This is a genomic window from Pseudoneobacillus rhizosphaerae, assembly GCF_917563885.1.
Lineage (GTDB): Bacteria > Bacillota > Bacilli > Bacillales > Cytobacillaceae > Pseudoneobacillus > Pseudoneobacillus rhizosphaerae.
This window is the reverse complement of sequence record NZ_CAKJTG010000022.1, coordinates 1-23,208: the sequence shown is the minus strand read 5'-3', so window position 1 is coordinate 23,208 and position 23,208 is coordinate 1. Positions and strand designations below refer to the sequence as shown.

26 protein-coding genes are annotated in these 23,208 nt (G+C 36.8%); 16 read left to right on the top strand and 10 right to left on the bottom strand.

Translation table 11 applies throughout. The annotated features are described in order from the left end of the window. The first annotated feature begins 176 nt into the window (after positions 1-176). The 5 genes from LRP83_RS16985 (at position 177) to LRP83_RS16965 (ending at position 2,247) form a co-directional block, all read left to right on the top strand. The gene (locus tag LRP83_RS16985; protein ID WP_230497948.1) at positions 177-533 is read left to right on the top strand and encodes an arsenate reductase family protein; all 357 of its coding nucleotides are present in this window, start codon (positions 177-179) and stop codon (positions 531-533) included. Between the two features lie 97 nt (positions 534-630). Beyond that, a complete protein-coding gene (gcvH, locus tag LRP83_RS16980; RefSeq protein ID WP_230497886.1) occupies positions 631-1,014 on the top strand; it encodes a glycine cleavage system protein GcvH in 384 nt (127 codons plus the stop codon). A gap of 126 nt (positions 1,015-1,140) precedes the next feature. Continuing rightward, positions 1,141-1,383 (top strand): YusG family protein, encoded by a 243-nt coding sequence (locus LRP83_RS16975; protein ID WP_230497885.1) that lies wholly within the window; start codon positions 1,141-1,143, stop codon positions 1,381-1,383. 183 nt (positions 1,384-1,566) lie between these two features. Next, the gene (locus LRP83_RS16970; protein WP_230497947.1) at positions 1,567-1,917 is read left to right on the top strand and encodes a toprim domain-containing protein; all 351 of its coding nucleotides are present in this window, start codon (positions 1,567-1,569) and stop codon (positions 1,915-1,917) included. A gap of 6 nt (positions 1,918-1,923) precedes the next feature. Next, entirely contained in the window at positions 1,924-2,247 is a 324-nt protein-coding gene (locus LRP83_RS16965) for a thioredoxin family protein (protein ID WP_230497884.1), read from the top strand. Positions 2,248-2,658: 411 nt separating this feature from the next. On the opposite strand, the gene LRP83_RS16960 is transcribed toward LRP83_RS16965, so the two are convergent. The 3 genes from LRP83_RS16960 to LRP83_RS16950 are packed head-to-tail and all read right to left on the bottom strand — an operon-like array spanning position 2,659 to position 8,052. Then, the gene (locus tag LRP83_RS16960; protein ID WP_230497883.1) at positions 2,659-4,443 is read right to left on the bottom strand and encodes an acyl-CoA dehydrogenase FadE; all 1,785 of its coding nucleotides are present in this window, start codon (positions 4,441-4,443) and stop codon (positions 2,659-2,661) included. Between the two features lie 15 nt (positions 4,444-4,458). Next, the gene (locus LRP83_RS16955; protein ID WP_230497882.1) at positions 4,459-5,634 is read right to left on the bottom strand and encodes an acetyl-CoA C-acetyltransferase; all 1,176 of its coding nucleotides are present in this window, start codon (positions 5,632-5,634) and stop codon (positions 4,459-4,461) included. 48 nt (positions 5,635-5,682) lie between these two features. Beyond that, positions 5,683-8,052 carry a 3-hydroxyacyl-CoA dehydrogenase/enoyl-CoA hydratase family protein gene (locus LRP83_RS16950; protein WP_230497946.1) on the bottom strand — a complete coding sequence of 790 codons (2,370 nt, stop codon included), beginning with the start codon at positions 8,050-8,052 and terminating at the stop codon, positions 5,683-5,685. Between the two features lie 214 nt (positions 8,053-8,266). Between LRP83_RS16950 and LRP83_RS16945 the strand changes: the two genes are divergently transcribed. Continuing rightward, complete coding sequence (locus LRP83_RS16945; RefSeq protein WP_230497881.1) at positions 8,267-8,398, top strand: YuzL family protein; 132 nt, start codon at positions 8,267-8,269, stop codon at positions 8,396-8,398. 36 nt (positions 8,399-8,434) lie between these two features. On the opposite strand, the gene LRP83_RS16940 is transcribed toward LRP83_RS16945, so the two are convergent. After that, entirely contained in the window at positions 8,435-9,349 is a 915-nt protein-coding gene (locus LRP83_RS16940) for a proline dehydrogenase family protein (protein WP_230497880.1), read from the bottom strand. Between the two features lie 275 nt (positions 9,350-9,624). On the opposite strand from LRP83_RS16940, the gene LRP83_RS16935 reads away from it, so the two are divergent. Both LRP83_RS16935 and LRP83_RS16930 read left to right on the top strand, forming a co-directional pair. After that, a complete protein-coding gene (locus LRP83_RS16935; protein ID WP_230497945.1) occupies positions 9,625-9,903 on the top strand; it encodes a hypothetical protein in 279 nt (92 codons plus the stop codon). Positions 9,904-9,916: 13 nt separating this feature from the next. Continuing rightward, positions 9,917-10,258 (top strand): spore coat protein, encoded by a 342-nt coding sequence (locus LRP83_RS16930; RefSeq protein WP_230497879.1) that lies wholly within the window; start codon positions 9,917-9,919, stop codon positions 10,256-10,258. A 209-nt stretch (positions 10,259-10,467) separates the two neighbouring features. Here LRP83_RS16930 and LRP83_RS16925 read toward each other — a convergent pair whose 3' ends face one another. Beyond that, complete coding sequence (locus LRP83_RS16925; protein WP_230497878.1) at positions 10,468-10,716, bottom strand: YusU family protein; 249 nt, start codon at positions 10,714-10,716, stop codon at positions 10,468-10,470. Positions 10,717-10,965: 249 nt separating this feature from the next. Between LRP83_RS16925 and LRP83_RS16920 the strand changes: the two genes are divergently transcribed. Genes LRP83_RS16920 through LRP83_RS16910 form a run of 3 tightly spaced genes read left to right on the top strand, consistent with a single transcriptional unit; the run spans position 10,966 to position 14,650 of the window. Further along, entirely contained in the window at positions 10,966-12,462 is a 1,497-nt protein-coding gene (locus LRP83_RS16920; protein WP_230497877.1) for a spore germination protein, read from the top strand. Positions 12,463-12,482: 20 nt separating this feature from the next. Further along, positions 12,483-13,571 carry a GerAB/ArcD/ProY family transporter gene (locus LRP83_RS16915; RefSeq protein ID WP_230497876.1) on the top strand — a complete coding sequence of 363 codons (1,089 nt, stop codon included), beginning with the start codon at positions 12,483-12,485 and terminating at the stop codon, positions 13,569-13,571. Then, complete coding sequence (locus LRP83_RS16910) at positions 13,568-14,650, top strand: Ger(x)C family spore germination protein (protein ID WP_230497875.1); 1,083 nt, start codon at positions 13,568-13,570, stop codon at positions 14,648-14,650. The genes LRP83_RS16915 and LRP83_RS16910 overlap by 4 nt, the downstream gene beginning before the upstream one ends. A 53-nt stretch (positions 14,651-14,703) precedes the next feature. Here LRP83_RS16910 and rodA read toward each other — a convergent pair whose 3' ends face one another. Beyond that, the gene (rodA, locus tag LRP83_RS16905; RefSeq protein ID WP_230497874.1) at positions 14,704-15,876 is read right to left on the bottom strand and encodes a rod shape-determining protein RodA; all 1,173 of its coding nucleotides are present in this window, start codon (positions 15,874-15,876) and stop codon (positions 14,704-14,706) included. A 74-nt stretch (positions 15,877-15,950) separates the two neighbouring features. Further along, complete coding sequence (locus tag LRP83_RS16900; protein WP_230497873.1) at positions 15,951-16,721, bottom strand: DUF4931 domain-containing protein; 771 nt, start codon at positions 16,719-16,721, stop codon at positions 15,951-15,953. A 214-nt stretch (positions 16,722-16,935) separates the two neighbouring features. Between LRP83_RS16900 and LRP83_RS16895 the strand changes: the two genes are divergently transcribed. From LRP83_RS16895 to LRP83_RS16875, 5 genes are all read left to right on the top strand, one after another. Next, positions 16,936-17,076 (top strand): hypothetical protein, encoded by a 141-nt coding sequence (locus LRP83_RS16895; RefSeq protein ID WP_230497872.1) that lies wholly within the window; start codon positions 16,936-16,938, stop codon positions 17,074-17,076. 197 nt (positions 17,077-17,273) lie between these two features. Continuing rightward, positions 17,274-18,188, top strand: coding sequence for a helix-turn-helix transcriptional regulator (locus tag LRP83_RS16890; protein WP_230497871.1), 915 nt, complete (start codon positions 17,274-17,276; stop codon positions 18,186-18,188). A gap of 15 nt (positions 18,189-18,203) precedes the next feature. Beyond that, positions 18,204-19,058 (top strand): ABC transporter substrate-binding protein, encoded by an 855-nt coding sequence (locus LRP83_RS16885; RefSeq protein WP_230497870.1) that lies wholly within the window; start codon positions 18,204-18,206, stop codon positions 19,056-19,058. Positions 19,059-19,087: 29 nt separating this feature from the next. Beyond that, on the top strand, positions 19,088-19,789 hold the full coding sequence (locus tag LRP83_RS16880) for an ABC transporter permease (RefSeq protein WP_230497869.1): 702 nt from the start codon (positions 19,088-19,090) through the stop codon (positions 19,787-19,789). Beyond that, positions 19,786-20,532, top strand: coding sequence for an ATP-binding cassette domain-containing protein (locus tag LRP83_RS16875; RefSeq protein WP_230497868.1), 747 nt, complete (start codon positions 19,786-19,788; stop codon positions 20,530-20,532). Before LRP83_RS16880 ends, LRP83_RS16875 begins: the two co-directional genes overlap by 4 nt. Before the next feature lie 74 nt (positions 20,533-20,606). Here LRP83_RS16875 and LRP83_RS16870 read toward each other — a convergent pair whose 3' ends face one another. From LRP83_RS16870 to LRP83_RS16860, 3 genes are all read right to left on the bottom strand, one after another. Further along, a complete protein-coding gene (locus LRP83_RS16870; RefSeq protein ID WP_230497867.1) occupies positions 20,607-21,980 on the bottom strand; it encodes a sensor histidine kinase in 1,374 nt (457 codons plus the stop codon). Then, positions 21,958-22,692 carry a response regulator transcription factor gene (locus LRP83_RS16865; RefSeq protein WP_230497866.1) on the bottom strand — a complete coding sequence of 245 codons (735 nt, stop codon included), beginning with the start codon at positions 22,690-22,692 and terminating at the stop codon, positions 21,958-21,960. Before LRP83_RS16865 ends, LRP83_RS16870 begins: the two co-directional genes overlap by 23 nt. A 334-nt stretch (positions 22,693-23,026) precedes the next feature. After that, positions 23,027-23,208 (bottom strand): hypothetical protein (locus LRP83_RS16860; protein ID WP_230497865.1); only part of this gene is annotated, 182 nt, incomplete at its 5' end.

Sequence of the window (23,208 nt, the reverse complement as noted above, 5' to 3'; positions counted from 1 at the left end):
TCAGAAAAACTTTAGAAATATTGTAAAAGCGTAATAAAATTTTAATTTGAGAGAAGGATTTTTAAGAAGTAAGTCGAATTTCTACAATGTATGTAATTTTTCATTATTTGGGTTTCACTTTAGCTTGAAAATATGCTACCATTCAAGTGAAAGTTGTCGAATGGATGGTGAAAATGTTGAGTTTAACCTTTTACGGGTATCCGAAGTGTGGAACCTGTCGAAACGCAAAAAAATGGTTAGATACACATGGTCTTACCTATAAGGAAATACATATTTTTGATTCACCACCTTCTAAGGAAGAACTAAAGGATATGCTTGAATTAAGTCGCTTTGAATTAAAGAAGTTTTTTAATACAAGCGGTGAAGTGTATCGTGAGCTAGGCTTAAAGGATAAGCTCAAGTCTCTTTCAGAGGATGAGATGCTTGAATTGTTAGCCAGTAATGGCCGATTAATCAAACGGCCTCTGTTGACGGACGGGAAAAAAGTAACGATTGGTTATAAAGAAGAAGATTATGCCAAATCATGGTTATAGTTCGTTGAAGGATTGGCCAAATTCTTTAAGTATGCTTTTTTAGTCTGAATATCATCAATTTTTATGATAGATGAAATATATTTATGGAGGGATTAGGATGAATACACCAAAAGAATTACGTTATTCAGAAGAGCATGAGTGGGTAAAGGTTGAAGGGGAACAAGTACGAATTGGAATCACTGATTTTGCACAGCACGAATTAGGTGACATCGTGTTTGTTGAACTACCTGAGGTTGGTGACGTCGTTACTGCTAATGAGCCATTCGGAAGTGTTGAATCTGTTAAAACAGTTTCTGAGCTTTATGCCCCAATTAGCGGTAAAGTAGTAGCCATTAATGAAGATTTAAGCGATAGCCCAGAATTTGTAAACGAATCTCCATATGAAAAAGCATGGATGATTCTTGTTGAGCCTACTGATTCTGGTGAGATGGATAGCCTTATGAGTGCAGAACAATATGAAGAAATGGTTAAAGAAGACTAATTAATGAATAGCCAAGTGTCTCAGATGTCCTGAGACACTTTTTTAAATTCACCTTCCTTATTTTTCTATATTTTATAAACTAAAGAAGGGTACTCTAATGGTAATATAGAAGGAAGGGTGGAGTAGATGACACTAAATCAACAAAAGTTGGATATCACAGACCGTATTGTTGGCAAATTAGTAAATGGATCCATCGAACTATACCTTGAAAATGAATCGATTGGTAAAATTACTTTGCCAAAAGATAGCCAATTTGAAATGTCTCATCATTTCGAAATAGATCAGCAGCAACGGATTTTTCAACATTATACTTCTACAAATCAACCAGATGCTCGTTATACAGATTGTGACGATGGTGGTTGGTGTTAGTAGAGGTTACAAAGTTTGGGTCTGAAATAGTCATAAAAAATATTTCAGACCCATATCTTGTCTATATAAACACTATAAATACAAGAAATACCATGTTATAGTTTAATTATTGGAGTGGAAAGGCTACACCATTTTGTCAATTTTGGAATATCTTATTGTAACCAATATTAAATATTATAGGTGATCATAATGTTCGACAAAGTCATTATTGTTGAAGGAACTTCAGATAAGAAAAAGGTTGAAAATATTGTGAAAGAACCTGTAGAAATCATCTGTACAAATGGTACAATAAGCCTTTCTAAAATGGATGAACTTATTGATTCCTTGCTTGAAAAAGAGGTCTATATTTTAGTCGATGCCGATGCTGCTGGAGAAAAGCTTCGCAAGCAATTTAAGCGGGAATTTCCTGAAGCCGGTCATTTATATATTGACCGCTCCTTTCGTGAAGTGGCAACAACCCCTAGTTACCACTTAGCTACAGTGTTAATGGCTGCAAACATCGATGTACATTCGGAACATTTAGAAAAAGGATGAATTGGAATGAAAGAAATTAGTCAGGATGAAATTTTTTTGATTCTTAACAAGAATCATACTGGGTTAATTTATTTGTACACACCACTTTGTGGAACATGTCAAACTGCCTCTAAGATCCTATCCGTTTTAGAGGAACTACTACATGTCCCTATCGCACAAGCAAACCTCAACTATGCCCCAGACCTTGCTATCAATCTTTCTATCGAAAGTGTCCCCTGCTTATTGATTGTTATTGACGGTCAAATAATTGAAAAATTATATGCCTTCCATTCAGTCCCTTATTTATATGAAAAATTAAATCAATGGTTCGATACAAAAAAGGTGCGATAAGCATCTTTTTTTGTTTCAGGTTAGAGCTCGGAAGTAAGAAAACGGTAACTATTAGAGGCTATTAGTTACCGAAAACTGCACTTCCACAAGAAAACGGTAACTATTAGAGGTTAATAGTTACCGCAATCTTCATTTTTACTAGAAAACGGTAACTATTAGAGGCTATTAGTTACCGAAATCTTCACTTTTACTAGAAAACGGTAACTATTAGAGGCTATTAGTTACCGAAATCTTCGCCATTTCTAGAAAACGGTAACTATTAGAGGCTATTAGTTACCGAAAACTGCACTTATACTAGAAAAGGGTAACTATTAAACCTCATTCGTTACTGTTTCCTCACTATACAGCAGTTTTTTGGGCACGATTAACCCCTACGAAAAATAAGCCTCCCAAAAAGAGGGAGGCTTATTTTTATACAAGATACTTTTCTGCTGAAATTAGTTTCTCCGAAGCTTCACGCTTCTTAGCAATAACATTAATTGGTGTGTGGCGTGTAAATTTACGTAATGCTGACACTAGCATTCTTAAAGTATCCCCTGTCTCAGTCGCTACTAATGTTTCCTTCGCGTGCTGTTCAATCTCATTAAATGCTTCCTGACAGAAAATTTGTGTATAAAGTAGTTTTTGCTTGTTCTTTTCAAGTCCGCTTTTCTCAATTGCTTTTTCCGTACGAAGAACAGCTGACTCCATTGCATATGCATTGGAAATGATGTCCGCTATATTAACAAGAATTTCTTGTTCCTTTTCAAGCGCCTTGCCAAACTTTTGAGCTGCTAAACCTGCAGCGAGTAGGCCGATTTTCTTCGCATTTCTGACTAAGTACTTTTCTTGTGCCAATGGCTCATCACCTGGCTCTTCAGGCATCATCATCATTAGCTCTTCTTGTAATTGTAATGCTTTTTGGAAGATTGGCAGCTCCCCTTTCATCGCCTTACGGACAAATGTCCCTGGAACTAATAAACGATTGATTTCATTTGTACCTTCAAAAATTCGGTTAATACGAGAATCTCGGTATACTCTTTCAATCTCATATTCTTGCATGAAGCCATATCCGCCATGGATTTGAACACCTTCATCCGCAATATAATCAAGTGTTTCAGTGGCAAACACTTTGTTTAAGGAACATTCAATGGCATATTCTGCAATGGATTTCGCAACCTCTTTGCCATCATTTACTTCTGCTTCAGTTAAGCGACTCATTCGATCTTCAAATAATCCCACTGTACGGTAAACAGAGCTTTCTGCTGCATAAAGCTTAGAAGCCATAGTTGATAGCTTTTCTTTTGTTAAGTTAAATTGAGAGATTGGAGTTTTGAACTGCTGACGTTGGTTTGCATATTTAACGGTAATTTCAAAGGCTCCTTTAGATGCACCAACTGCGCCTACCCCAAGCTTATAACGACCAATATTTAATATATTAAAAGCAATAACGTGACCCTTTCCAGCCTCACCTAATAAGTTCTCAACAGGTATTTGAGCGTCTTGTAGAATTAATGTACGGGTTGACGAGCTTTTAATACCCATTTTCTTTTCTTCTGCTCCCGTTGATACACCAGGGAAGGTTCTTTCGACGATGAAAGCAGAAAAATGTTCGCCGTCTATTTTAGCATAAACAACAAATACATCAGCAAAGCCTGCATTTGTAATCCATTGCTTTTCACCATTTAAAACATAATGAGTGCCTTCAGCATTTAACTTAGCAGTAGTACGGGCACCAAGTGCATCTGACCCTGAACCAGGCTCAGTTAAGGCATAAGCAGCTAGCTTCTCACCGCTGGATAGGTCTGGTAGGTACTTTTGCTTTTGTGACTCGTTTCCGAATAATACAATCGGTAAAGAACCAATTCCAACATGAGCACCATGTGAAATTGAAAATCCACCTGCTCTAGACATCTTTTCTGCAATTAAAGCAGAACTAACTTTATCAAGACTTAAACCGCCGTATTCTTCCGGCACGTCTGCTCCAAGTAATCCTAATTCTCCAGCTTGCTTTAATAATTTTACAGAGCGATCAAACTCATGATTTTCTAAATGCTCGATTTGCGGTAATACTTCATTCGCTACATAATCCTCTGTAGTCTTAGCAATCATTAATTGCTCATCTGAAAAATCCTCTGGGGTAAAAACTCGCTCTTTTGAAACATCTTCAATTAAAAAGCTTCCACCTTTAATTACCTGATCCGTTTGATTTGTCACGGTAAAGCCCCCTTTTTATAGTAATTCGAATACACCAGCAGCACCCATTCCGCCGCCAATACACATCGTAACCAATCCAAATTGCTCATTTCTACGTTTCATTTCGTGGATGAGGGTTAGTGTAAGCTTTGCACCTGTACATCCTAGTGGGTGACCTAAAGCAATTCCTCCACCATTTACATTTACTATTTCCTCATCTATTCCAAGCTCCCTAATAACTTGAATTGCTTGGGAGGCAAATGCTTCATTTAATTCAATTAAGCCGATATCGGAAAGCTCTAATCCAGCAAGCTTCAAAGCTTTAGGAATCGCTACAACCGGGCCAACACCCATTATTTCAGGTGGTACCCCACCTACTGCAAAGGAACGAAATTTGGCTAATGGCTTTAAGCCAAGTGACTCCGCTTTTTCACGATCCATGACCATTACAGCTGCTGCCCCGTCACTTGTTTGTGATGCATTACCTGCTGTAACTGTTCCGTTTACTGAGAATACAGGGCGAAGTCTTGCCAGTCCAGACATTGAGGTATCTGGACGTACTCCCTCATCTTGTGAAAACATAATCGTTTTTTCAACTAATTTATGGTCTGCTCCCACTAAACGTTGAATAACTGCAACTGGAACTATTTCATCCACAAACTTTCCTTCTCTGATTGCCATATCTGCCTTTTGATGGCTTCGTACCGCAAACGCGTCCTGGTCTTCACGAGTAACGCCAAATCGTCTTGCAACCTCTTCTGCCGTATGACCCATACCCATATAATATTCAGGTGCCGTTTCAGCCAGTTTTACATTCAGGCGTGGTGTATGTCCGACCATTGGAACTAAGCTCATTGATTCAGCTCCACCAGCGAGCACCGTGTCGGAGTGACCTAACATAATTCGTTCTGCACCATAAGCAATCGCTTGTAATCCTGATGAACAATAACGGTTAATGGTAATCGCAGGGACATTAGAAGGAAGTCCCGCTAATGCACCGATATTACGCGCCATATTTAATCCTTGTTCAGCCTCAGGCATCGCACACCCAATAATTAAATCATCGATATTACCTTCATAATTTCCTGCCCGCTTAAGGGTTTCCCGAACGACTAATGCCCCTAAATCGTCTGGTCTTACATGAGCTAACGTTCCTTTTTTCGACTTGCCAATCGGTGTTCTAGCCCCTGCAACGATAACCGCTTCTCTCAAAAGAATCCCTCTCTTTCTTGAACCTCTAGGTATCTATTACTCTATTATTTAATTGCGTAATGGCTTTCCTTTTACGAGCATATACTGCATTCTTGCTTGTGTTTTCGGTTCTGCAAGAAGGCTTAAGAATGCTTCTTTTTCAAGATTTAATAAATATTGCTCATCCACTTCAGTGCCGTATGGAACTTTTCCACCAGCAATGACAAATGCTAGTTTTTTAGCAATCTTTAAGTCATGCTCTGATATATATCCAGATAGGAACATCGTTTCAGCACCAAGCAATAAAGTTGCATAGCCTGTTTCACCAACGACTGGGACTTTTTTTCGAACGGGTGGTGTATAGCCATTTTCGTGTAGGCTCAAAACAGCTTGTTTGGCATCATAAAGAAGATGATCTCCATTAACACTAATTCCGTCTTTGCTGCCTAAGAAATTGTTTTCAAAAGCTTCCGCTGCAGAAGTCGAAACCTTCGCCATTGCAATCGTTTCAAACACTTTATTGGCAACCTTTTGTAAGTCGAAGTCGACACCATTAGGCATACTTTCAAGGTGCTTGATGTATAACTCTTTGTTACCCCCACCACCTGGGATTAAACCGACACCCACCTCAACAAGCCCCATATAAGTTTCAGATGATGCCTGAATTCTTGTAGATGGTAAGCTAACCTCCGATCCTCCACCAAGTGTCATGCCAAAGGCTGCAGTGACAACTGGTTTACGACTGTACTTAATCTTCATCATCGCCTGTTGGAACTGGTGTATAACCATATCCAGCTCATAGAAGTTATCATCTTGAGCTTCCATTAATATCATGGCGAGGTTCGCACCTATACAGAAGTTTTTCCCTTGATTACCAATGACAAGTCCTTTATAGTTTTTCTCCACCTCATCGACCGCAAAATTAATCATTTGGATAATATCTAATCCTATCGCATTATTTGGAGAAGTGAATTCAAGTAAGGCAACTCCATCTCCAAGGTCGATTAGGCTTGCTCCACTGTTCTTATTAATAACGCCCTTCTCTTTCTTCAAGCGCTTTAAGTTAATAACTTTTGAGTTTTCTACAACTTCCTTATATTCACCATTTTGATAGAAGTATAGCTTACCAGCCTCTTCTTTATAAAAAGTTTCATGGCCGTTCTCGAGCATTTCATTAATCCATGTTGGGACATGATTCATTTTGCTTACTGATTTTCTTAGACCAATGGCATCCCATGTTTCGAAAGGACCCATTTCCCAGCCAAAACCCCATTTCATCGCGCGGTCAATAGCTACAATGTCATCAGCAATCGTACCAAGTAAGTGTGCGGAGTAAGCAAGAACTGGGCTTAAGATATTCCATAATAACTGCCCCGCACGGTCATCGGCATAAACAAGCGCTTTCATTTTGTTAGCTAAATCTTTTTCTTGCTTGCTAAGTTCAACAGAAGCAGTTTTTAGCTTTTGACGTGGTCCATATTCTAATGTGTTTGGGTCTAACTCAAGAATGTCTTTACCTTGTTTAAGGAAGAATCCTTGACCAGACTTACTTCCTAACCAGCCATTTTCAAGCATTTTAGTCATAAAGGCTGGGACGTTAAAGACCTCTTTTTCATCACCCTCAACAAGTTCATAAACGTTCTTTGCAACATGTGCAAACGTATCTAATCCAACTACATCAAGTGTGCGGAAGGTTGCACTTTTTGGACGACCTATTAGTGGTCCAGTTACCGAATCGACTTCCCCTACGCTGTAGCCACCCTTTAACATTTCTTGAACAGTTACGAGTAATCCATATGTTCCAATACGGTTGGCAATGAAGTTCGGTGTATCCTTTGCTTCGACTACTCCTTTGCCCAATACGTCCTCGCCAAATTCTTTTATAAAAGAAAGCACTTCAGGATTGGTATGCTTCGTTGGAATTACTTCTAATAATTTTAAATAACGAGGTGGATTGAAGAAATGGGTACCTAAAAAATGCTTTTGGAAGTCTTCTGATCTTCCTTCGATCATGGCTTCAACACTAATACCTGAAGTATTGGAGCTGACAATACTTCCTGGTTTACGATATTGATCAACTTTTTCAAAAACCTGCTTTTTTACAGTTAAATTTTCTACTACCACTTCAATAATCCAGTCTACTTCTGCAAGTTTGTGCATATCATCTTCTAAGTTCCCTGCTTCTATTAAGGCTAAGTTACTTTTTGATGTAAGTGGTGCTGGCTTCTGCTTTAGAAGCTTTTGTAAGGCTAAAGAGCTATAGCGATTTCTCACTTGCTTACTTTCTATCGTCAATCCTTTACTTTTTTCATCCTCTGTTACTTCACGTGGCACGATATCTAATAATAAGGAAGGGATTCCGATGTTTGCTAAATGGGCAGCAATCCCTGAACCCATCACCCCAGATCCTAAAACAGCAGCCTTTTTTATACTCTGAATCAAGTTTATTTCCCCCTTTATATTCGTTGAATGAACACTCATTCATTTTTACTCCAAAAAAATTTTGCCCAATGATTGAGTCTTGTTACTTATTACTATAAAATATTTTGAAAATTTACGCAACGGTAAAACTCCATTTTAGGAAAGTAATTTTTTTATTTTTTGAATGAAAAAAGTTCTAAATTGGAAATGATAAAACTCGAGGTGATAATTCATGGCAAGACATAAAAAAGACCCGTCCAAAGCAGGGGTTAGTGCTGCTAGCGTCCAGGGTGATGCAGGACCAAATCAAGAACGAGAAGGTAAAAAGAAAGTGAACAGCCAGAATAATCAATATAAAAAATAAACGATAAGGCAAACCATTTTAGGTTTGCCTTATCGTTTATTTAAACATTCCTTTAAGAACAAATGCCACGTTAGCTGGACGTTCTGCCAGACGACGCATAAAATACCCGTACCAATCATTTCCGTAAGGTACATAAACACGGAAGGTATATCCTTCTTTAGCAAGCTTTAAGTGTAGATCATTTTTTATACCGTATAGCATTTGGAATTCAAATTGACTATTTGGTATGTTATGTTCTTTTGCAATCTGTTTCGTATATTCAATAATTGCCTCATCATGAGATGCAATGGCTGTATAGTTACCGTTTAGAAGATGCATTTTAATAATTTTCTTATAGTTTTCATCGACATCCTTCTTTTCAGGGAAGGCTACCTCAGGTGATTCTTTATATGCACCCTTTACTAAACGTAAATTAGGTGACAAAGAGTTTAAATCCTCAACATCGTCCGCAACACGATATAAGTAAGCTTGTAACACTGTACCTACATTATCATACTCCGCTTTAAGCATTTTAAATATATCTAATGTTTTTTGATAGCGACTATAGTCTTCCATATCAATCGTGACAAAAATATCATATTTTTTTGCTGTATCTAAAATACGACGCATATTGCGTAGAATAACTTCATCTGAAATATCTAGTCCCATTGAAGTCATTTTTAAAGAAAGTTGAGATTGTAATTTTTCGCGCCCAATTGCTTCTAATGTTGCAATGGAATGCTCTGTTTTTTCATTCGCCTCTTGCTCCGTTTCAACGAATTCACCTAAGTAATCAATTGTCACTAACAGACCCTTTTTATTCAATTCTTTTATCACTCGTACTGCATCTTCGGTTAGTTCCCCGGCTACAAATCGAGATGCACCAAAACGCAAGCCATATTTTTTGGCTGCTTTTGTTAAAGCTTTATTTTTAGATAAAAAGAGAAAGAAATCCTTCATTAACTGTTCCATCTCCAACTTCCCCCTTGAAAACGATTTCAAAAAAACTATTAATCAAATAATAATAAAGTATTCGCCCCGACAATTTTAACATTATTAATTCTATTTGAATACGGTATTTTTCACACTATTTTCGTATTCTTTGTGAAACCTTCAAAATATTGGAATAGCAATTTCTATAGTCGGGAAGGCTATTTTCGTAAACTGCTAAAACACAATTTAGAAATAACCAGCTCTAAGGAGGATTCCACATGCAACAACAAGGTATGAATAATCAACAACAAAGCATGCAACCACAGAATATGAATATGCAAAATCAACAAGGGGTGATGCCTGAGCCACCTGGGGTCATTTCGACAAAGGATTCTATGTATTTAACCGACATGATGTCATGGAATTTATTATCAATGAAAAAAGCGCATTTCTTTGCTGAGCACTGCCAAGACCCAGAGATTAAAGCGCTTATGGAAAAGTGTGGTCAAATGCATCAACGTCATTACACAAAAATTCTTAATCATATGAATGTACATTTGCAAAATCAACAACCATTATCAGGAATGCAATAGGGGGTATGTAACGATGAATCAAAATCAGCAAACAATCCAAAATCCTGAATCACCTGTTCAAAAAACACCACAAATGAATGAACGTGACTTTCTAAACGATTTGCTCGCAAATGAAAAATATATGACTGATGCCTATAGCACAGCCTTAAATGAGGCTAGCCATAGTGGACTTTATCAAGATGTCCTTACATTATTTAATGAAACCCAAAATTGTCAGCGTGAATTATATAATATGATGTTCAAAAAAGGCTGGTATAAAATTGAAGCAGCGGATCAACAAAAGCTTCAACAATCGTACCAACAGTTTCAAGGCTACACGAACCAATTTCCGTATGGGAACCTACCAATGCAATAATAAAGGCTCTTTTCGTAAACTTTGTTGCTATTGCTACTAACATAAGCAACAAAACAAAAGACTAGCACATGAAAATTTCAAAAAGATACGAAAAGATGCCACGAAGCCATATTTAATACGGAATTATTCTTGGTTCGAAAAGCAACAATCTTTGCGAAAACAGCCATAATAAAAAAGGGGGTTCGGCCACAGCAATCTGGCCAAACCCTTTATTTATTTCCTGCACGATGTGCTTCATTTAATTCCTTAATCTCCTCAATTACCTGTTTCATTTCCGCTTTTGCATCAGGGTACATTTCATTCCAATGTTTGGCCAAGGCAGGCATCGATTTAGCGATATGAGAATAAAGCGCCCACATTGTGACTTTTTCTTTTACCTCTTCGCCTGCTTCACCTACTAGGAGCTCACTATATTTATTCATCAGCGCTTCGAATTGTTGCACAAAAGCTTTGTTCACTTAGGCACCTACCTTCTCTCGTCATTTGGAATCATGGACAAGTATTACATCTTTCCGTTCTTCACTACTATCATTCAGCACACTTTCATATTACCAAAAAAGTGAAGTAGATTAAATAGTAAGCCTTTTTGGGACCTGCTCACAATTTGAGTAGGTTCTTTTTTATGATAAATTATGAATAAAAAACATCATTCATAATCTTTCCATTAATAGTAAACAATAGGGATAAGCTTAAAGGTGGTGTGTTGAATGAAGAGCTGGTTTTTTAAAAGCGAAGTAAAGAATGATATGGAAAAAAAAGAGTGGGAGAAATTTTTGGTCCGTTCAAACGATTTCAAAAAAATATTTTATGTGAACCAAAAAACAAAGGTGCGTTTTTGCTTTTCATTCATGTCAACAATCATTGATGAAAACACATTACAAACCAATATTCTTCCTTATTTACTTGAAAAGGACTTTAATGAGCTCGATGATATTAAATTAATTGTTCCGATGTCAGATGTTCAAATTAGTGATGATGCTTCACAAATTGAACAAAAGATTTTTAACGGTTATATCCTTGTAACGATCGAGACAGAGAAAAAGAGATTTGCCTTTATCGCTGCTCAGAAAGAGATTGTAAGGACTGTCGCACCGCCAGAAGTTGAATTTAGTGTTATTGGTCCTAAAGAGTCCTTTGTGGAATCCATAGGACAAAATTTAAATTTAATTCGAAAAAGGCTTCCAATTAAAGAATTAATCGTTGAGGAGCTTACAGTTGGAAAACTTTCCAAAACAAGAGTTGGCATCATGCATGTAGAAGGGATTGCAGACCCTGAAAATCTAAACACAATCATCCAACGAATTAAAGATATTGAAATTGATAATATCGTAGATAGCTCTTATATTGTGCAGATTATTTCTGATAATAAGCACTCGCCTTTTCCTTTGTTATTAGATACGGAAAGACCCGATCGGGTAGCTGCAATCTTGGCAGAAGGAAAAATTGCCATCGTAGTGGACGGATCGCCTCACATCTTGATTGCTCCAACTACCTTGGTAGAATTTTTTGGATCATTTGAGGATTACTACTTAAATTATATACTTTCTTCCTTTTTTCGTTTAATACGTTTATTTGCGGTTGCATTTTCGATTTTGATTACCCCTATCTATGTAGCAACTTTAAGCTATCATTATGAGCTTATTCCGAAGGATTTGTTAAGTACCTTGATAACTTCAAGACGAGAGGTTCCACTACCTCCTATTTTAGAAGCTCTTTTTTTGGAATTAACGATTGAACTGTTAAGAGAGGCTGGAGCGCGACTACCGACAAAAGTAGGTCAAACAATCGGTATCGTGGGCGGGATCGTAATTGGAACAGCTTCGGTTCAGGCCGGTTTAACGAGTAACGTCCTACTTATTCTTGTTGCATTATCAGCACTCGCTTCCTTTACAACTCCAGTGTACAAAATGGGTAATACAATTCGGGTACTTAGATTTCCATTCTTACTTTTTGCAGAACTATGGGGATTACTAGGGGTTGTTTTTTGCTTTATTCTCCTTATGACTCATTTACTCAGACTTACTTCGTTAGGGCGACCTTTTTTAGAGCCCCTTTATCCTTTACGAGTTCACGATTTTAAAGATGCTCTTATTCGTTTGCCCTTTAGTAAACAAAACATGCGGCCACAATTTTTAAGAACTGAACAGCCTGTTCGTTTTAATAAAAAGAAAACGAAAGACAAAAAACAGGACATTGACGAATAAAGGTTCATGGAGGCTATTAAATGTCAGTATCCATTCCTGAAAAATCAAAAATTTCACACTTTCTTGTATTTTTTTTAATTAGCTCCATGCAAATCGGAATTGGGGTTCTTGGTTTTCAAAGAATTATTGCCAAAACTGCTGGATATGATGCTTGGATATCTGTCATTATCGCTGGTCTATTCAATCATATTATTATTTGGATTATGTTTAAAGTCCTTGAGTCGACAAATGGGGATTTAGTAAGTGTGCACACCTTCATATTGGGGAATAAGGTTGGAAAAATAATAAGCAGTGTGTTTACCATCTATTTTGTTCTATTAGCAACAGCTGTCCTGAGAACCTATATCGAAATCATTCAAGTTTGGATGTTTCCTGATTTAAAAACGTTTTGGTATGCCTTTGCCTATCTCTTAGCAACCATTTACATAATTTATGGTGGCTTTCGAACGGTTACAGGAATTGCCTTTTTCTGTACCGTTTTGCCTAGCTATTTAATCTTAACTTTTGCCTATACTGTTCCTTTCTCTAATTTTGAAAGTATTCTACCCATTTTTGATCATAAGCTGAAAGATATTTTTTTGGCAACAAGGGATATGAGCTTAACTTATTTAGGGTTTGAAACGTTAATGATGTACTACCCATACATAAAGAACCCAGAAAAATCAAAAAAATGGGCACACCTTGCCATTTTATCAACAACTTTTCTTTATACGGTCCTAACCATTATTACTTTTGCTTATTTTTCAGAAGGACAGCTTGAAAAAACAGTTTGGGCAACATTAAGTATGTGGAAAATCGTTCAATTACCATTTGTAGAAAGATTTGAATATATTGGAATTGCCAATTGGAACTTAATTATATTACCGAATATATGCATCGCAATCTGGTGTTCAAGCCGAATTCTAAAGAGGACTGTAAATATAAAACAAAAAAAAGGCGTCATCTTAATCGCCCTGCTATGCCTTGTCAGTTTAAACTTTTTTGAGACTCGTGATCAAATTAATTGGTTAAATGATTTAACGGGAAAAATAGGGTTTTATGTGAATTATTTTTACATTCCATTCTTATTGGTTACTGTTTTAATTGTCAGGAAGGTGAAGAAAAAATGACAAATCGATTTGGAGTAGGGCTACTCTCTCTCTTTTTCTTAACAGGCTGTGTTCAAAAAGAAATACTAGATGATATTGCTATCGAAATTGCTCGTGGCTATGATTGGAAGGAAGAAGATAAAATAGAAGGAACAATGCTTGTTTATAATTTTCAACCTGACAAATCGATTAAAAACACCACTTTAACAACAACAGCATCTACAAGCAGAGAATTAGTAAATTACTTACAAGAACAGTCTCCTGAACCGTTATCAGAGGGTAGCTTAGAGGTTTTTTTATTTGGAAAAAAATTAGCCAATGAGGGATTGATCGATTATCTCGATGCTCCCATAAGAAATGCCAGCATTGGAGCAAGGTTATTTTTAGTCGTTGTGGATGGAAATGCTAAAGAATTACTTAATGGGAACTATGGAAATAGAGGGAATGCCATTTTTATTTCGAATTTACTTCTTCATAATATCAAATACGAAAACCTTCCTAAAACCAATTTGCAACTGTTTTTCCGCGATTATTATGAAGTTGGGAAAACAGGGTTTTTACCACAAATAAAAAAAATAGATGATAATAAACTCGAATTAAATGGAATTAGCTTTTTTAAAACAGATAAAATTAGGGTGATCGATACGCTTGAGACTGAAAAGATGTTTTACTTTAAACTTCTTGTTGATAAGTTCAGCGAGGGCTCTCATATAGTAGAACGTGATGCTGATAAAGCGGTAATCCGCAGTATTTCATCGAGGCATAAAATGAAAATTACGAAACGCGACCCGTATACTGTAACTGTTCATATAAAAATTAGGGGTATAATACGAGAATATACTGGCCCTGGAACCTTGACAAAAAAGGTTATCACTAAATATGAAAAGGCATTGGAAGAGGAAGTAACGAAAGAGTGTGAAGCGTTGATAAAACGATTTCAAGAACAAGAAATCGACCCAGTTGGTTTAGGTTTTTTTATACAAACAAGAACACGAGGATTACACTTGAAAAAAGACTGGGAAGAATCAGATATGTATAAAAATTTAACTGTCAAAGTTGTAACAGATGTAAAAGTCCTTGAATCTGGAGTTATAGAATAAGAAAAGCGAAAAGCGCCTAAGGAATTGTTGTATGTCCTTTAGGCGCTTCTCTTTTATTCAGAAGTTGAAAACATATATTTTTTGTAGTGAAATCTAATCGAGAAAATAAGGCCGATTGCGAGCATATTCCCCCAAAGTGAGCTTCCTCCGTAACTGACAAATGGTAGTGGGATTCCGGTAATAGGAAGTACACCGATTGTCATTCCAATGTTTTGAAAGACATGGAACGTGATCATGCTAATCACCCCTACACAAACATAGGTGTAAAAATCATTTTTCGTCTCCATGCCAATTTTCGTGATTTGATAGATTAACAAAAAGAATAGACTGATCAGGATACTTGCCCCGATAAATCCAAACTCTTCACCAACCACACTAAAAATAAAATCAGAATGGCTCTCAGGTAGATATACTTCCCGCTGACCATACCCCTTACCTGTCGTCTCTCCTGAACCAATAGCTAAGAGTGACCTTGTTAATTGGAAACCAGTCGTGCTTTGATAGTTATAAGGATCTAGCCACGAATAAATTCGACCAAATTGATACTCCTTAACCCCTAGATACTTTTCCAAAATTTCTGGTTTCCATAATACAAAGTAGAAAATGATGGCTACAAGAGTAGTCCCCACACTAAAGATAGGCACTAAAATTCGCCATGAAACCCCTGAAATAAACAACATTCCTAAAAAGATAGAAATAAAGACAAGCGATGTTCCTAAATCAGGCTGTTGCATGACTAACACTAATGGGAATAAAGTGATCAAACCCATCTTTATCATTAACCAAAAATCTGATTGGATTGTTTTCAAGCGATACTTTTGATGATGTTCAACGATTACTCTTGCTAAAGCTAAGATGATAAAGACCTTTACAAATTCAGATGGTTGTAGTGATCCCATTCCAGGAACCTTAAACCAACTTTTTGCCCCATTAATCACTGGGGCTATACTTGCTGGAGCTACTATCAAGAAAAGCAACAAACTGATTCCCAAACCATACACATACCAACTGAGCTTCTTTAATTGGTCCGAATCAAAATGAATAACTACCGCAATAATTCCCGTACCTACGAAGTACCAAACCAATTGTTTAATTAAAAATTTATCAATATATTGGCCAGATTTTTGTGCACTATATATCGAAATACAACTAGCTAAAAACAGTAAAAATAAAATTAATATAAGATTATAATCAAGTCTAGACGTTGATGTATTTTTCGTACTCATAAATTTTTGCTCCTTTGTTAACCAATGTCCTAAATCTTAATTATATTTTTATTGTGAGAAAATCACAACTTTATTTATTTTCCATCATGAAAATATCGCTCTTGTATATCTTCAACCATCCATGTGAGGTTATTAGGTACTTGTGGAATACTATAACCGATGTAGATTGGTGTAGTAATGAACCTTGGAACGATTTTTACGAACATTTCACCATCAAAATCATAGAAAAACAGATTATAGCTACTACAATGAAATGGAAAATCATTTAACAAATAAGAGACAGCTGTTTTAACATAGCTAGAAAACGCCTTAATTTGTCGTTGATTCGTCATCCGTACATTAAACTCGTAAAATCCGATGCTCGGTTTTGATGAAAGGGTAAAATCGACTCCATTTTTTTGGTCAATAATATAGCCTTTTAGACACTCTTTATTAATCTTCTCTTTATAGTCAATATCATACAAGCCAATGATTTGCATATGTGGATGTGCGATAGTTCCTCCTGAAAACGGACCATGATTTTTGAAAAACAATACAGATTTGTACTCCCCAGACTCCTCCATCTTCATCCAATGTTTAATACCAAATGATAGTAATCTTTCTAAAAAGGAGTCCTCATAGCGGGATATTTCCCCCTGGCAATCATCTGTTTCAATAAGTACTGTTTGGTATGCATTCTCGTGAACAGGGAATTTATTTTTCAACAATATAATAGGACCGTCTGTCGCAATAATATCGGTCAACTCTTCTCGTGCACAAAAAGGACAAGGCTGCTGTTTATTTCGAATATTCTCTGGCTTCTTCCGTCCAATGGTTGTATTGAAATGAAGGTGACTATTCCCCATCGATTTTGACTCCCCTATCTATTTTATCGTTCCTTCTATTTTATAGAACTTTGATTAGCTTTACGATGTTTCTGCTTAAATTGATTGAAAATAAGTTGTCGATTTATAAATCAAATTTTATTGATTTTATAGTTGCGCTACTGCCCTAATGCCAATATAATGTAATTACATCAAAAATAATTGATTAATAAATTTACTAAAGGGAGTTGTTCAAATGTTTAAAAATCTAAAATCTTTATTCCGAAAAAGTTCAAGTGATAATTGCTGTAGTATTGAAATCAAGGAGGTTACCTCCGATACAAAAGACTGTTGTGGCATTAAAGTTGAGGAAGTAAAAGAGGAACAAGCAGATTAACCCTAAATTGATTATAGAATGAAGTTGGCCAGAGATTGTTAGCAATCTTCTGGTCATTTTTTATTTCGTTTTAAAGGATTTTATCAATTTTAGTAGAATTAAAACTAATAAAACTTAACGAAACTTGACGAAACCAGACAAAAGTCACTGCAAAAGTGAAAGTAACTGCTTATAGTTAATGGAAAGGAGGAATGTAAATGGAGGATAAAGTCTATACCCCAGATGAAGTGGCCAAAATTTTTCAAATATCTAAGCATACTGTTTATGAACTTATTAAACGCGGTGAGCTTAATGCATTTAAAATTGGTAATAAAATGCGGATTGAGCAGGTGGAGCTTGATCAATTTAAGGAGAAGCAGAAAGCACCATCACAGCACCAACATGCAACAAAGGAAGTTGATTATCCAAAGCCACTTAGACTAGCTGGGAGCCATGATATATTGGTCGAACAGCTGATCAAACATACTTCCTTATTGGGGAATGATATTCATATCCATCCTACATATATCGGTAGTTTAGAGGGATTGATGATGCTCTATCGAGGTCAATGTGATATAGCGGCCATCCACTTGATGGACCCCACATCACAAGAATATAATTTACCATTTATTAACCAGCTCTTTGTTCATGAGAAGATCTCCTTAATTCGGTTTGCAACACGTGAGCAAGGATTAATTTTACCAAAAGGAAATCCTAAAAAAATTAGTAAGATATCAGATTTGGCAAGAGCTGATATTAAATTTGTTAATCGTCAAAAGGGCTCGGGTACTAGATTTTTATTTGACTCTTTACTTGCGCAGGAAAAAATCAGCCCTAAAAACATTACTGGCTATGAGGTAGTGGAATGGAACCACCTTTCTGCTGCTTCCTATATTAGTAGAGGGGCTGCAGATGTTACGTTTGGTATCCAAGCAGCTGCCAATCACCTTAATTTAGACTTCATTCCCATTGCACGAGAGCAATTTGATTTTGTTTTAAAGTGGACGGAAGAAAATAAAGAAACACTAACAAGATTAGTAGAATTATTGCAAAGTGATTCGTTAAGAGATGGATTAAAAGATTGCCCTGGTTACGACTTAGAGCAACTAGGAACAGCTATAATTGAATTTTAAAAGGAGTGTTATTCGATGAAGAAAAAACGATTTTTCCTCGTATTATTATTAGCCCTATTTGTAGTTATTTCAGGTTGTTCCAATCAAACTACAGACAAAAAGAAGGAAGATAAAGTCGTTCAAAACAAAGACTTGATTTTAGCTACCACAACAAGTACACAAGATAGTGGATTACTGGACATACTTCAGCCTCTGTTCGAGGAAGAGAGCGGTTATAAAGTGAAAACAATCGCTGTGGGAACGGGACAAGCTCTTGAGATGGGTAAAAAAGGTGAAGCAGATGTCCTCCTTGTGCATGCGCCAGCTGCTGAAATGGAACTTATGGATAGTGGTGATGCCATAAATCGTAAACGTGTCATGTATAATGATTTTATTATTATTGGTCCTTCATCCGACCCTGCTGGAATTAAAGGTCTTGATGTAAAGCAAGCATTTGAAAAAATAGCAGCAGCTAATGCTACATTTATTTCTCGTGGAGATGATTCAGGTACACATAAGAAGGAATTAGCGATTTGGAAGTCTATCAATGTTGATCCTAAAGCAGCGGACAATTACTTGGAAACGGGTCAAGGTATGGGTCCAACATTGAACGTTACGGTGGAAAAACTAGGTTATACGTTAACTGATCGAGCAACCTTTCTAGCTCAAGAAAAAAACTTAAAGGACCTTACACTTTTGGTAGAAGGCGATGAGGATTTACTTAATATTTATCATGTGATGCAGGTGAATCCTGAAAAACATGATAAGGTAAATTCAGAAGGTGCAAAGGCATTTGTTGAATTTTTAATTGATGAAGAAACACAGCAAGTAATTGAAGACTTCGGAAAAGAGGAATTCGGTCAGTCGTTGTTTTTTAAATATACTGAGTAGATTAGGATGGCTGACAGTTAGGAGGCAACATGGATTTATTAATCGGTGGCTTTATTAAAGCGTGGCAAATGATCATAAGTGGGGATCAAGAAATTTTTAAAATCACCTGGTTAACTATTAAAGTTTCGATGACCGCGATTTTAGTTAGTACATTGGTTGGTATTCCCTTAGGTGTCCTATTAGGGTTACTACGATTTCCAGGTAGAAAAATAGTGCTAGTATTCATTAATATTGGGATGGGGCTTCCCCCTGTCGTAGCAGGGCTATGGATTACTATTTTTCTTTGGAGGTCGGGTCCTCTAGGCTGGCTTTCTTGGTTATACACACCAACAGCGATTATTTTGGCCCAAATTCTTGTTTCCCTTCCAATTGTAGTTGGTTTAACAAGTTCGGCTTTTCAACAAATTGATGGAAAGTTTCTGATGCAGCTCAAAGCTTTAGGTGCGACGAAAGGACAGACGTTATTTCTTTTGTTAAAAGAAACAAAAGTAGCTATTTTAGCAGCGGTGATTGCTGGACTTGGAAGAATATTAGCAGAAGTCGGTGCCGCGATGATGGTTGGGGGTAATCTTCGTGATGAAACGAGGATACTCACCACCTCAATTGTGATGGAAGTATCGAAAGGAAATTTTGATGTTGCTTTAGCCCTATCCTTTATTCTAATGACCATCGCATTTATCATTACGTTTATTTTAACCTTTCTTCAGCAGAGGAGTGGCAGTTCAAGATGATCCCCATTTTAGAAATGGAAGATGTTCAATATCGAGTTAGAGATAAAATAGTTTTGGATATTCCCTCCTTTGAACTTTACGAAGGAGACTTTTTAGGAATTATGGGACCTAATGGTGCTGGAAAAAGTACGTTTTTAAAACTGCTAGCTTTTTTAGATAATCCTATAGAGGGTGCTACACTTTATCGTGGGGAAAAATGGACAGCTAAAACGATTCCGCTTCCTTTGAGAAGAAACTTTTCGGTTGCTCTGCAGCAGTCCTTGCTGATTCAAGGGACCGTTTTTGAAAATGTCGCTATCGGACTAAAATGGCGGAAGGAACCGAAAGATGTTGTGAAAATGAAAGTAACAGAAATGCTAGAACTATTCGAAATAAGTCATTTAGCCTTTAAAAACTCACATCAGTTGTCAGGTGGGGAAGCACAGCGTGTAAACTTAGCCAGAGCTTTAGTTATCCAACCTGAAGTACTTTTCTTAGACGAGCCCTTCTCTGCATTGGACTTTCCAACAAAGATGAAATTAATAGATGATTTTCAAAAGATTGTTCACTTAACAAAAACGACCACCGTCTTTATCAGCCATGATTTACTAGAAATCCAATCCCTTTCCAACCGATTACTTTTCTTAATGGAAGGTAAAGTCCAACAAGTAGGAGCAACAAATACAGTCCTACAAAACCCAACCCCAGCAACAGCCAAATTCCTCGCCCCCTGGAAAAAACACCTACCAATTTTAACGCTTTAAAGGATGTGGGGACAGTCCCCCGCTCCTTTAACGTGTTAACGCGCTCGGGGACTGTCCCCGAGCGCGTTGGTGTGTTAAAGTGTATCTTTTGGGAATAGGATGTTTACTTGTGTTCCTTTTCCTAGTGAACTATTAACTTCGATTTTGCCGTTATGGGCATCGACTAGTGCTTTGACGATGGATAAGCCTATTCCAATGCCCCCCGTTTTTCGATCTCTTGATTTATCACCGCGATAAAATCGTTCGAAAACATGTGGAATGTCTTCCTCAGGTATACCAGATCCCTCGTCTTTAATAGAAAAGCCGACCATTTCGTCCTTCTCAACGACGGACAATGACACTCCATTACCTTCCGGTGTATATTTAAGGGCATTGTTAATAATATTCGTTAAAATTTGAATCACTCTATCCTTATCGCCCGAAAAGCCGGCTGAGCGTTCTGTAGACTCTACTTTTAGGTCAACGCCTTTTTGCTTAAAGGAGAGGGAAAAAGATTCATACATTCTCTTTACTATTTCATCTGGGATCAGTTTAACCTTTTCTAATTTTATTTGCGGATTTTCTGCAGCCAATAGTTTTTCAAGTTCATTAACTAATCGAACGAGTCTCATCAGTTCTTCGTGACTTTGTTCAAGACGCTTAGGTGTCGGGTCCCAAATACCGTCTTGATAGGCTTCAATTTGGCTCCTTAGCGTAGCAAGTGGCGTTCGAAGTTCATGAGCTAAGTCCCAAGTGAATTGCTTACGTAGCCTTTCCTCTTTCGCTAAAGAACGAGCAAGCTCATTAAAGGAAATGGCCAATTCCTTCATCTCTTCTGACAGGTTATCTAGTGGTATTTCAATATCATGCTGATGCTTCTTCAATGCTTTAGCCCCAAGGGATAGCTTTTGAAACCCTTCAGTTAACTTTCTGGAAAAAAGTATACTCATAATAAAAGCCAACAGAATAGTTAAGGCAACAGCGACAAGTATATATTGTTGAATGGCTTTTAAAAAGTTGGATTCTGCATCGATTAATTCAATCGGATAAAAAACAGTCATTTTTCCAATCTTTTTATCCTTTAAATGAATAGAGTACGTTTCGGCTTGAAAGTTATCTTCTGAAAACTTTGGACTGCTAATCCCTAGCTCCTCTAGCAAGCCTCTTATGGAAGTAGAGTCAATAATTAACTCATTATATTCATCATAGACAAGGTAGAATAACTGATCCATCATCCCATGCTCATGCATGATATAAAAGGCTGTTTCACCAGTGAGAAAACCCTTTTCTTTATATTCCTTTTTCAGTTCCTCTTCCACCCTGCGAATTTGGTCCTTCCTATTTGTATCTAAGTAACTTTGAAAGCTTTCCTCAAAGCCTCCTTGGACAAAGAGGCTTACTAAAACAATTCCACTCATGGAAACTAATAGAAGATGAAAAAGAATCTTAGCGCGAAGGGTTTGCAACATCCTTTTTCCCTCCAAACTTATACCCCATCCCAAACACGGTTAAGATATACTCTGGAGTTCTCGAGTCTACCTCCATTTTTTTGCGGAGATTTTTTATATGAGTGTCTATACTTCGCTCATATCCTTCGTAATACATACCTTCTTCTTGGATTTTTTCTAATAAATCTAATCGACTATAAACCCGACCAGGGTAATCTGCCATATTTGTAAGCAATTTATATTCAATTGGTGTTAAGGTTACAAGTTCATCACCAACCAGTACTTCTTTTTTTAATGGATCTATCGTTAAATGTCTTTGATTAAAAGATAGAATTCCGTTTTCTGGTTGGGTTTGTGCCTGAACTGGAGCTTTTTGAGTTCGTCTTAAAATGGCCTGAACGCGGACAATGACTTCTCTTGGACTAAACGGTTTGGTAACATAATCATCTGCTCCGATCACAATTCCATTAATTCGATCGTCTTCTGCAGATTTGGCTGTTAACATTAATATGGGCAAATCCGATTCCATTCGAACAAGACGACATACTTCTTCCCCTGAAATATCAGGTAGCATTAGGTCTAGTATCATTAAATCTGGCTCAAAGGATTTCACCTTTCGTAATGCTTCAACACCATTTTCTGCTGATTGAATTTCAAAACCTTGTCGCTCTAAATATGCTTCTAAAACCTCTATAATTCCTCTTTCATCATCTACGATTAATACTCTAGTCACTATGCTCACGTCCTTTCACCCTCATCATACTATTTTTTTCCTCAATTTTTATCGATGTCATAAAATCATCATAAAAAAAAAGGAAAGCAGACGCTTTTTACTTAAAAGGATCGAGTATTTAATAAACTACAATCAACTATTAATCATCTTCATAAATTCCACACAAGTTCTTCATATCATCTTCACGGCTATTGTTTATTCTTTAGATAAGAAATCGAAACCAAAAAACATTTCGAAAGTACACTGCTTCAATGGTATGGTGGGGCCATTCCAATGATTGCAACAGACTTAGTAAGTGTTGGTTCAAATAATGAACAATGAAATGAAGTATCTCTCAAAAATCCGAAACTGGATTTCCAGTGCTTTCCCTTTGAACACTAACTTTTTCGCCACACTGATGTGGCAAAACCTCCCTTTTTTCTATAATGTTATAGGTAGCGGAATCCATGTTGATTCCGTTATTTTTTTGCCTTCCTTTACTAATAATTACAATTTTGGTGGTTGTAGTGCTTTCAT

Coding starts and splice junctions, on each gene's coding strand:
- gcvH (WP_230497886.1), top strand. CDS start 631: ATGAATACACCAAAAGAATTACGTTATTCAGAAGAGCATGAGTGGGTA.
- LRP83_RS16975 (WP_230497885.1), top strand. CDS start 1,141: ATGACACTAAATCAACAAAAGTTGGATATCACAGACCGTATTGTTGGC.
- LRP83_RS16965 (WP_230497884.1), top strand. CDS start 1,924: ATGAAAGAAATTAGTCAGGATGAAATTTTTTTGATTCTTAACAAGAAT.
- LRP83_RS16945 (WP_230497881.1), top strand. CDS start 8,267: ATGGCAAGACATAAAAAAGACCCGTCCAAAGCAGGGGTTAGTGCTGCT.
- LRP83_RS16940 (WP_230497880.1), bottom strand. CDS start 9,349: ATGGAACAGTTAATGAAGGATTTCTTTCTCTTTTTATCTAAAAATAAA.
- LRP83_RS16935 (WP_230497945.1), top strand. CDS start 9,625: ATGCAACCACAGAATATGAATATGCAAAATCAACAAGGGGTGATGCCT.
- LRP83_RS16930 (WP_230497879.1), top strand. CDS start 9,917: ATGAATCAAAATCAGCAAACAATCCAAAATCCTGAATCACCTGTTCAA.
- LRP83_RS16920 (WP_230497877.1), top strand. CDS start 10,966: ATGAAGAGCTGGTTTTTTAAAAGCGAAGTAAAGAATGATATGGAAAAA.
- LRP83_RS16915 (WP_230497876.1), top strand. CDS start 12,483: ATGTCAGTATCCATTCCTGAAAAATCAAAAATTTCACACTTTCTTGTA.
- LRP83_RS16910 (WP_230497875.1), top strand. CDS start 13,568: ATGACAAATCGATTTGGAGTAGGGCTACTCTCTCTCTTTTTCTTAACA.
- rodA (WP_230497874.1), bottom strand. CDS start 15,876: ATGAGTACGAAAAATACATCAACGTCTAGACTTGATTATAATCTTATA.
- LRP83_RS16900 (WP_230497873.1), bottom strand. CDS start 16,721: ATGGGGAATAGTCACCTTCATTTCAATACAACCATTGGACGGAAGAAG.
- LRP83_RS16895 (WP_230497872.1), top strand. CDS start 16,936: ATGTTTAAAAATCTAAAATCTTTATTCCGAAAAAGTTCAAGTGATAAT.
- LRP83_RS16890 (WP_230497871.1), top strand. CDS start 17,274: ATGGAGGATAAAGTCTATACCCCAGATGAAGTGGCCAAAATTTTTCAA.
- LRP83_RS16885 (WP_230497870.1), top strand. CDS start 18,204: ATGAAGAAAAAACGATTTTTCCTCGTATTATTATTAGCCCTATTTGTA.
- LRP83_RS16880 (WP_230497869.1), top strand. CDS start 19,088: ATGGATTTATTAATCGGTGGCTTTATTAAAGCGTGGCAAATGATCATA.
- LRP83_RS16875 (WP_230497868.1), top strand. CDS start 19,786: ATGATCCCCATTTTAGAAATGGAAGATGTTCAATATCGAGTTAGAGAT.
- LRP83_RS16870 (WP_230497867.1), bottom strand. CDS start 21,980: ATGTTGCAAACCCTTCGCGCTAAGATTCTTTTTCATCTTCTATTAGTT.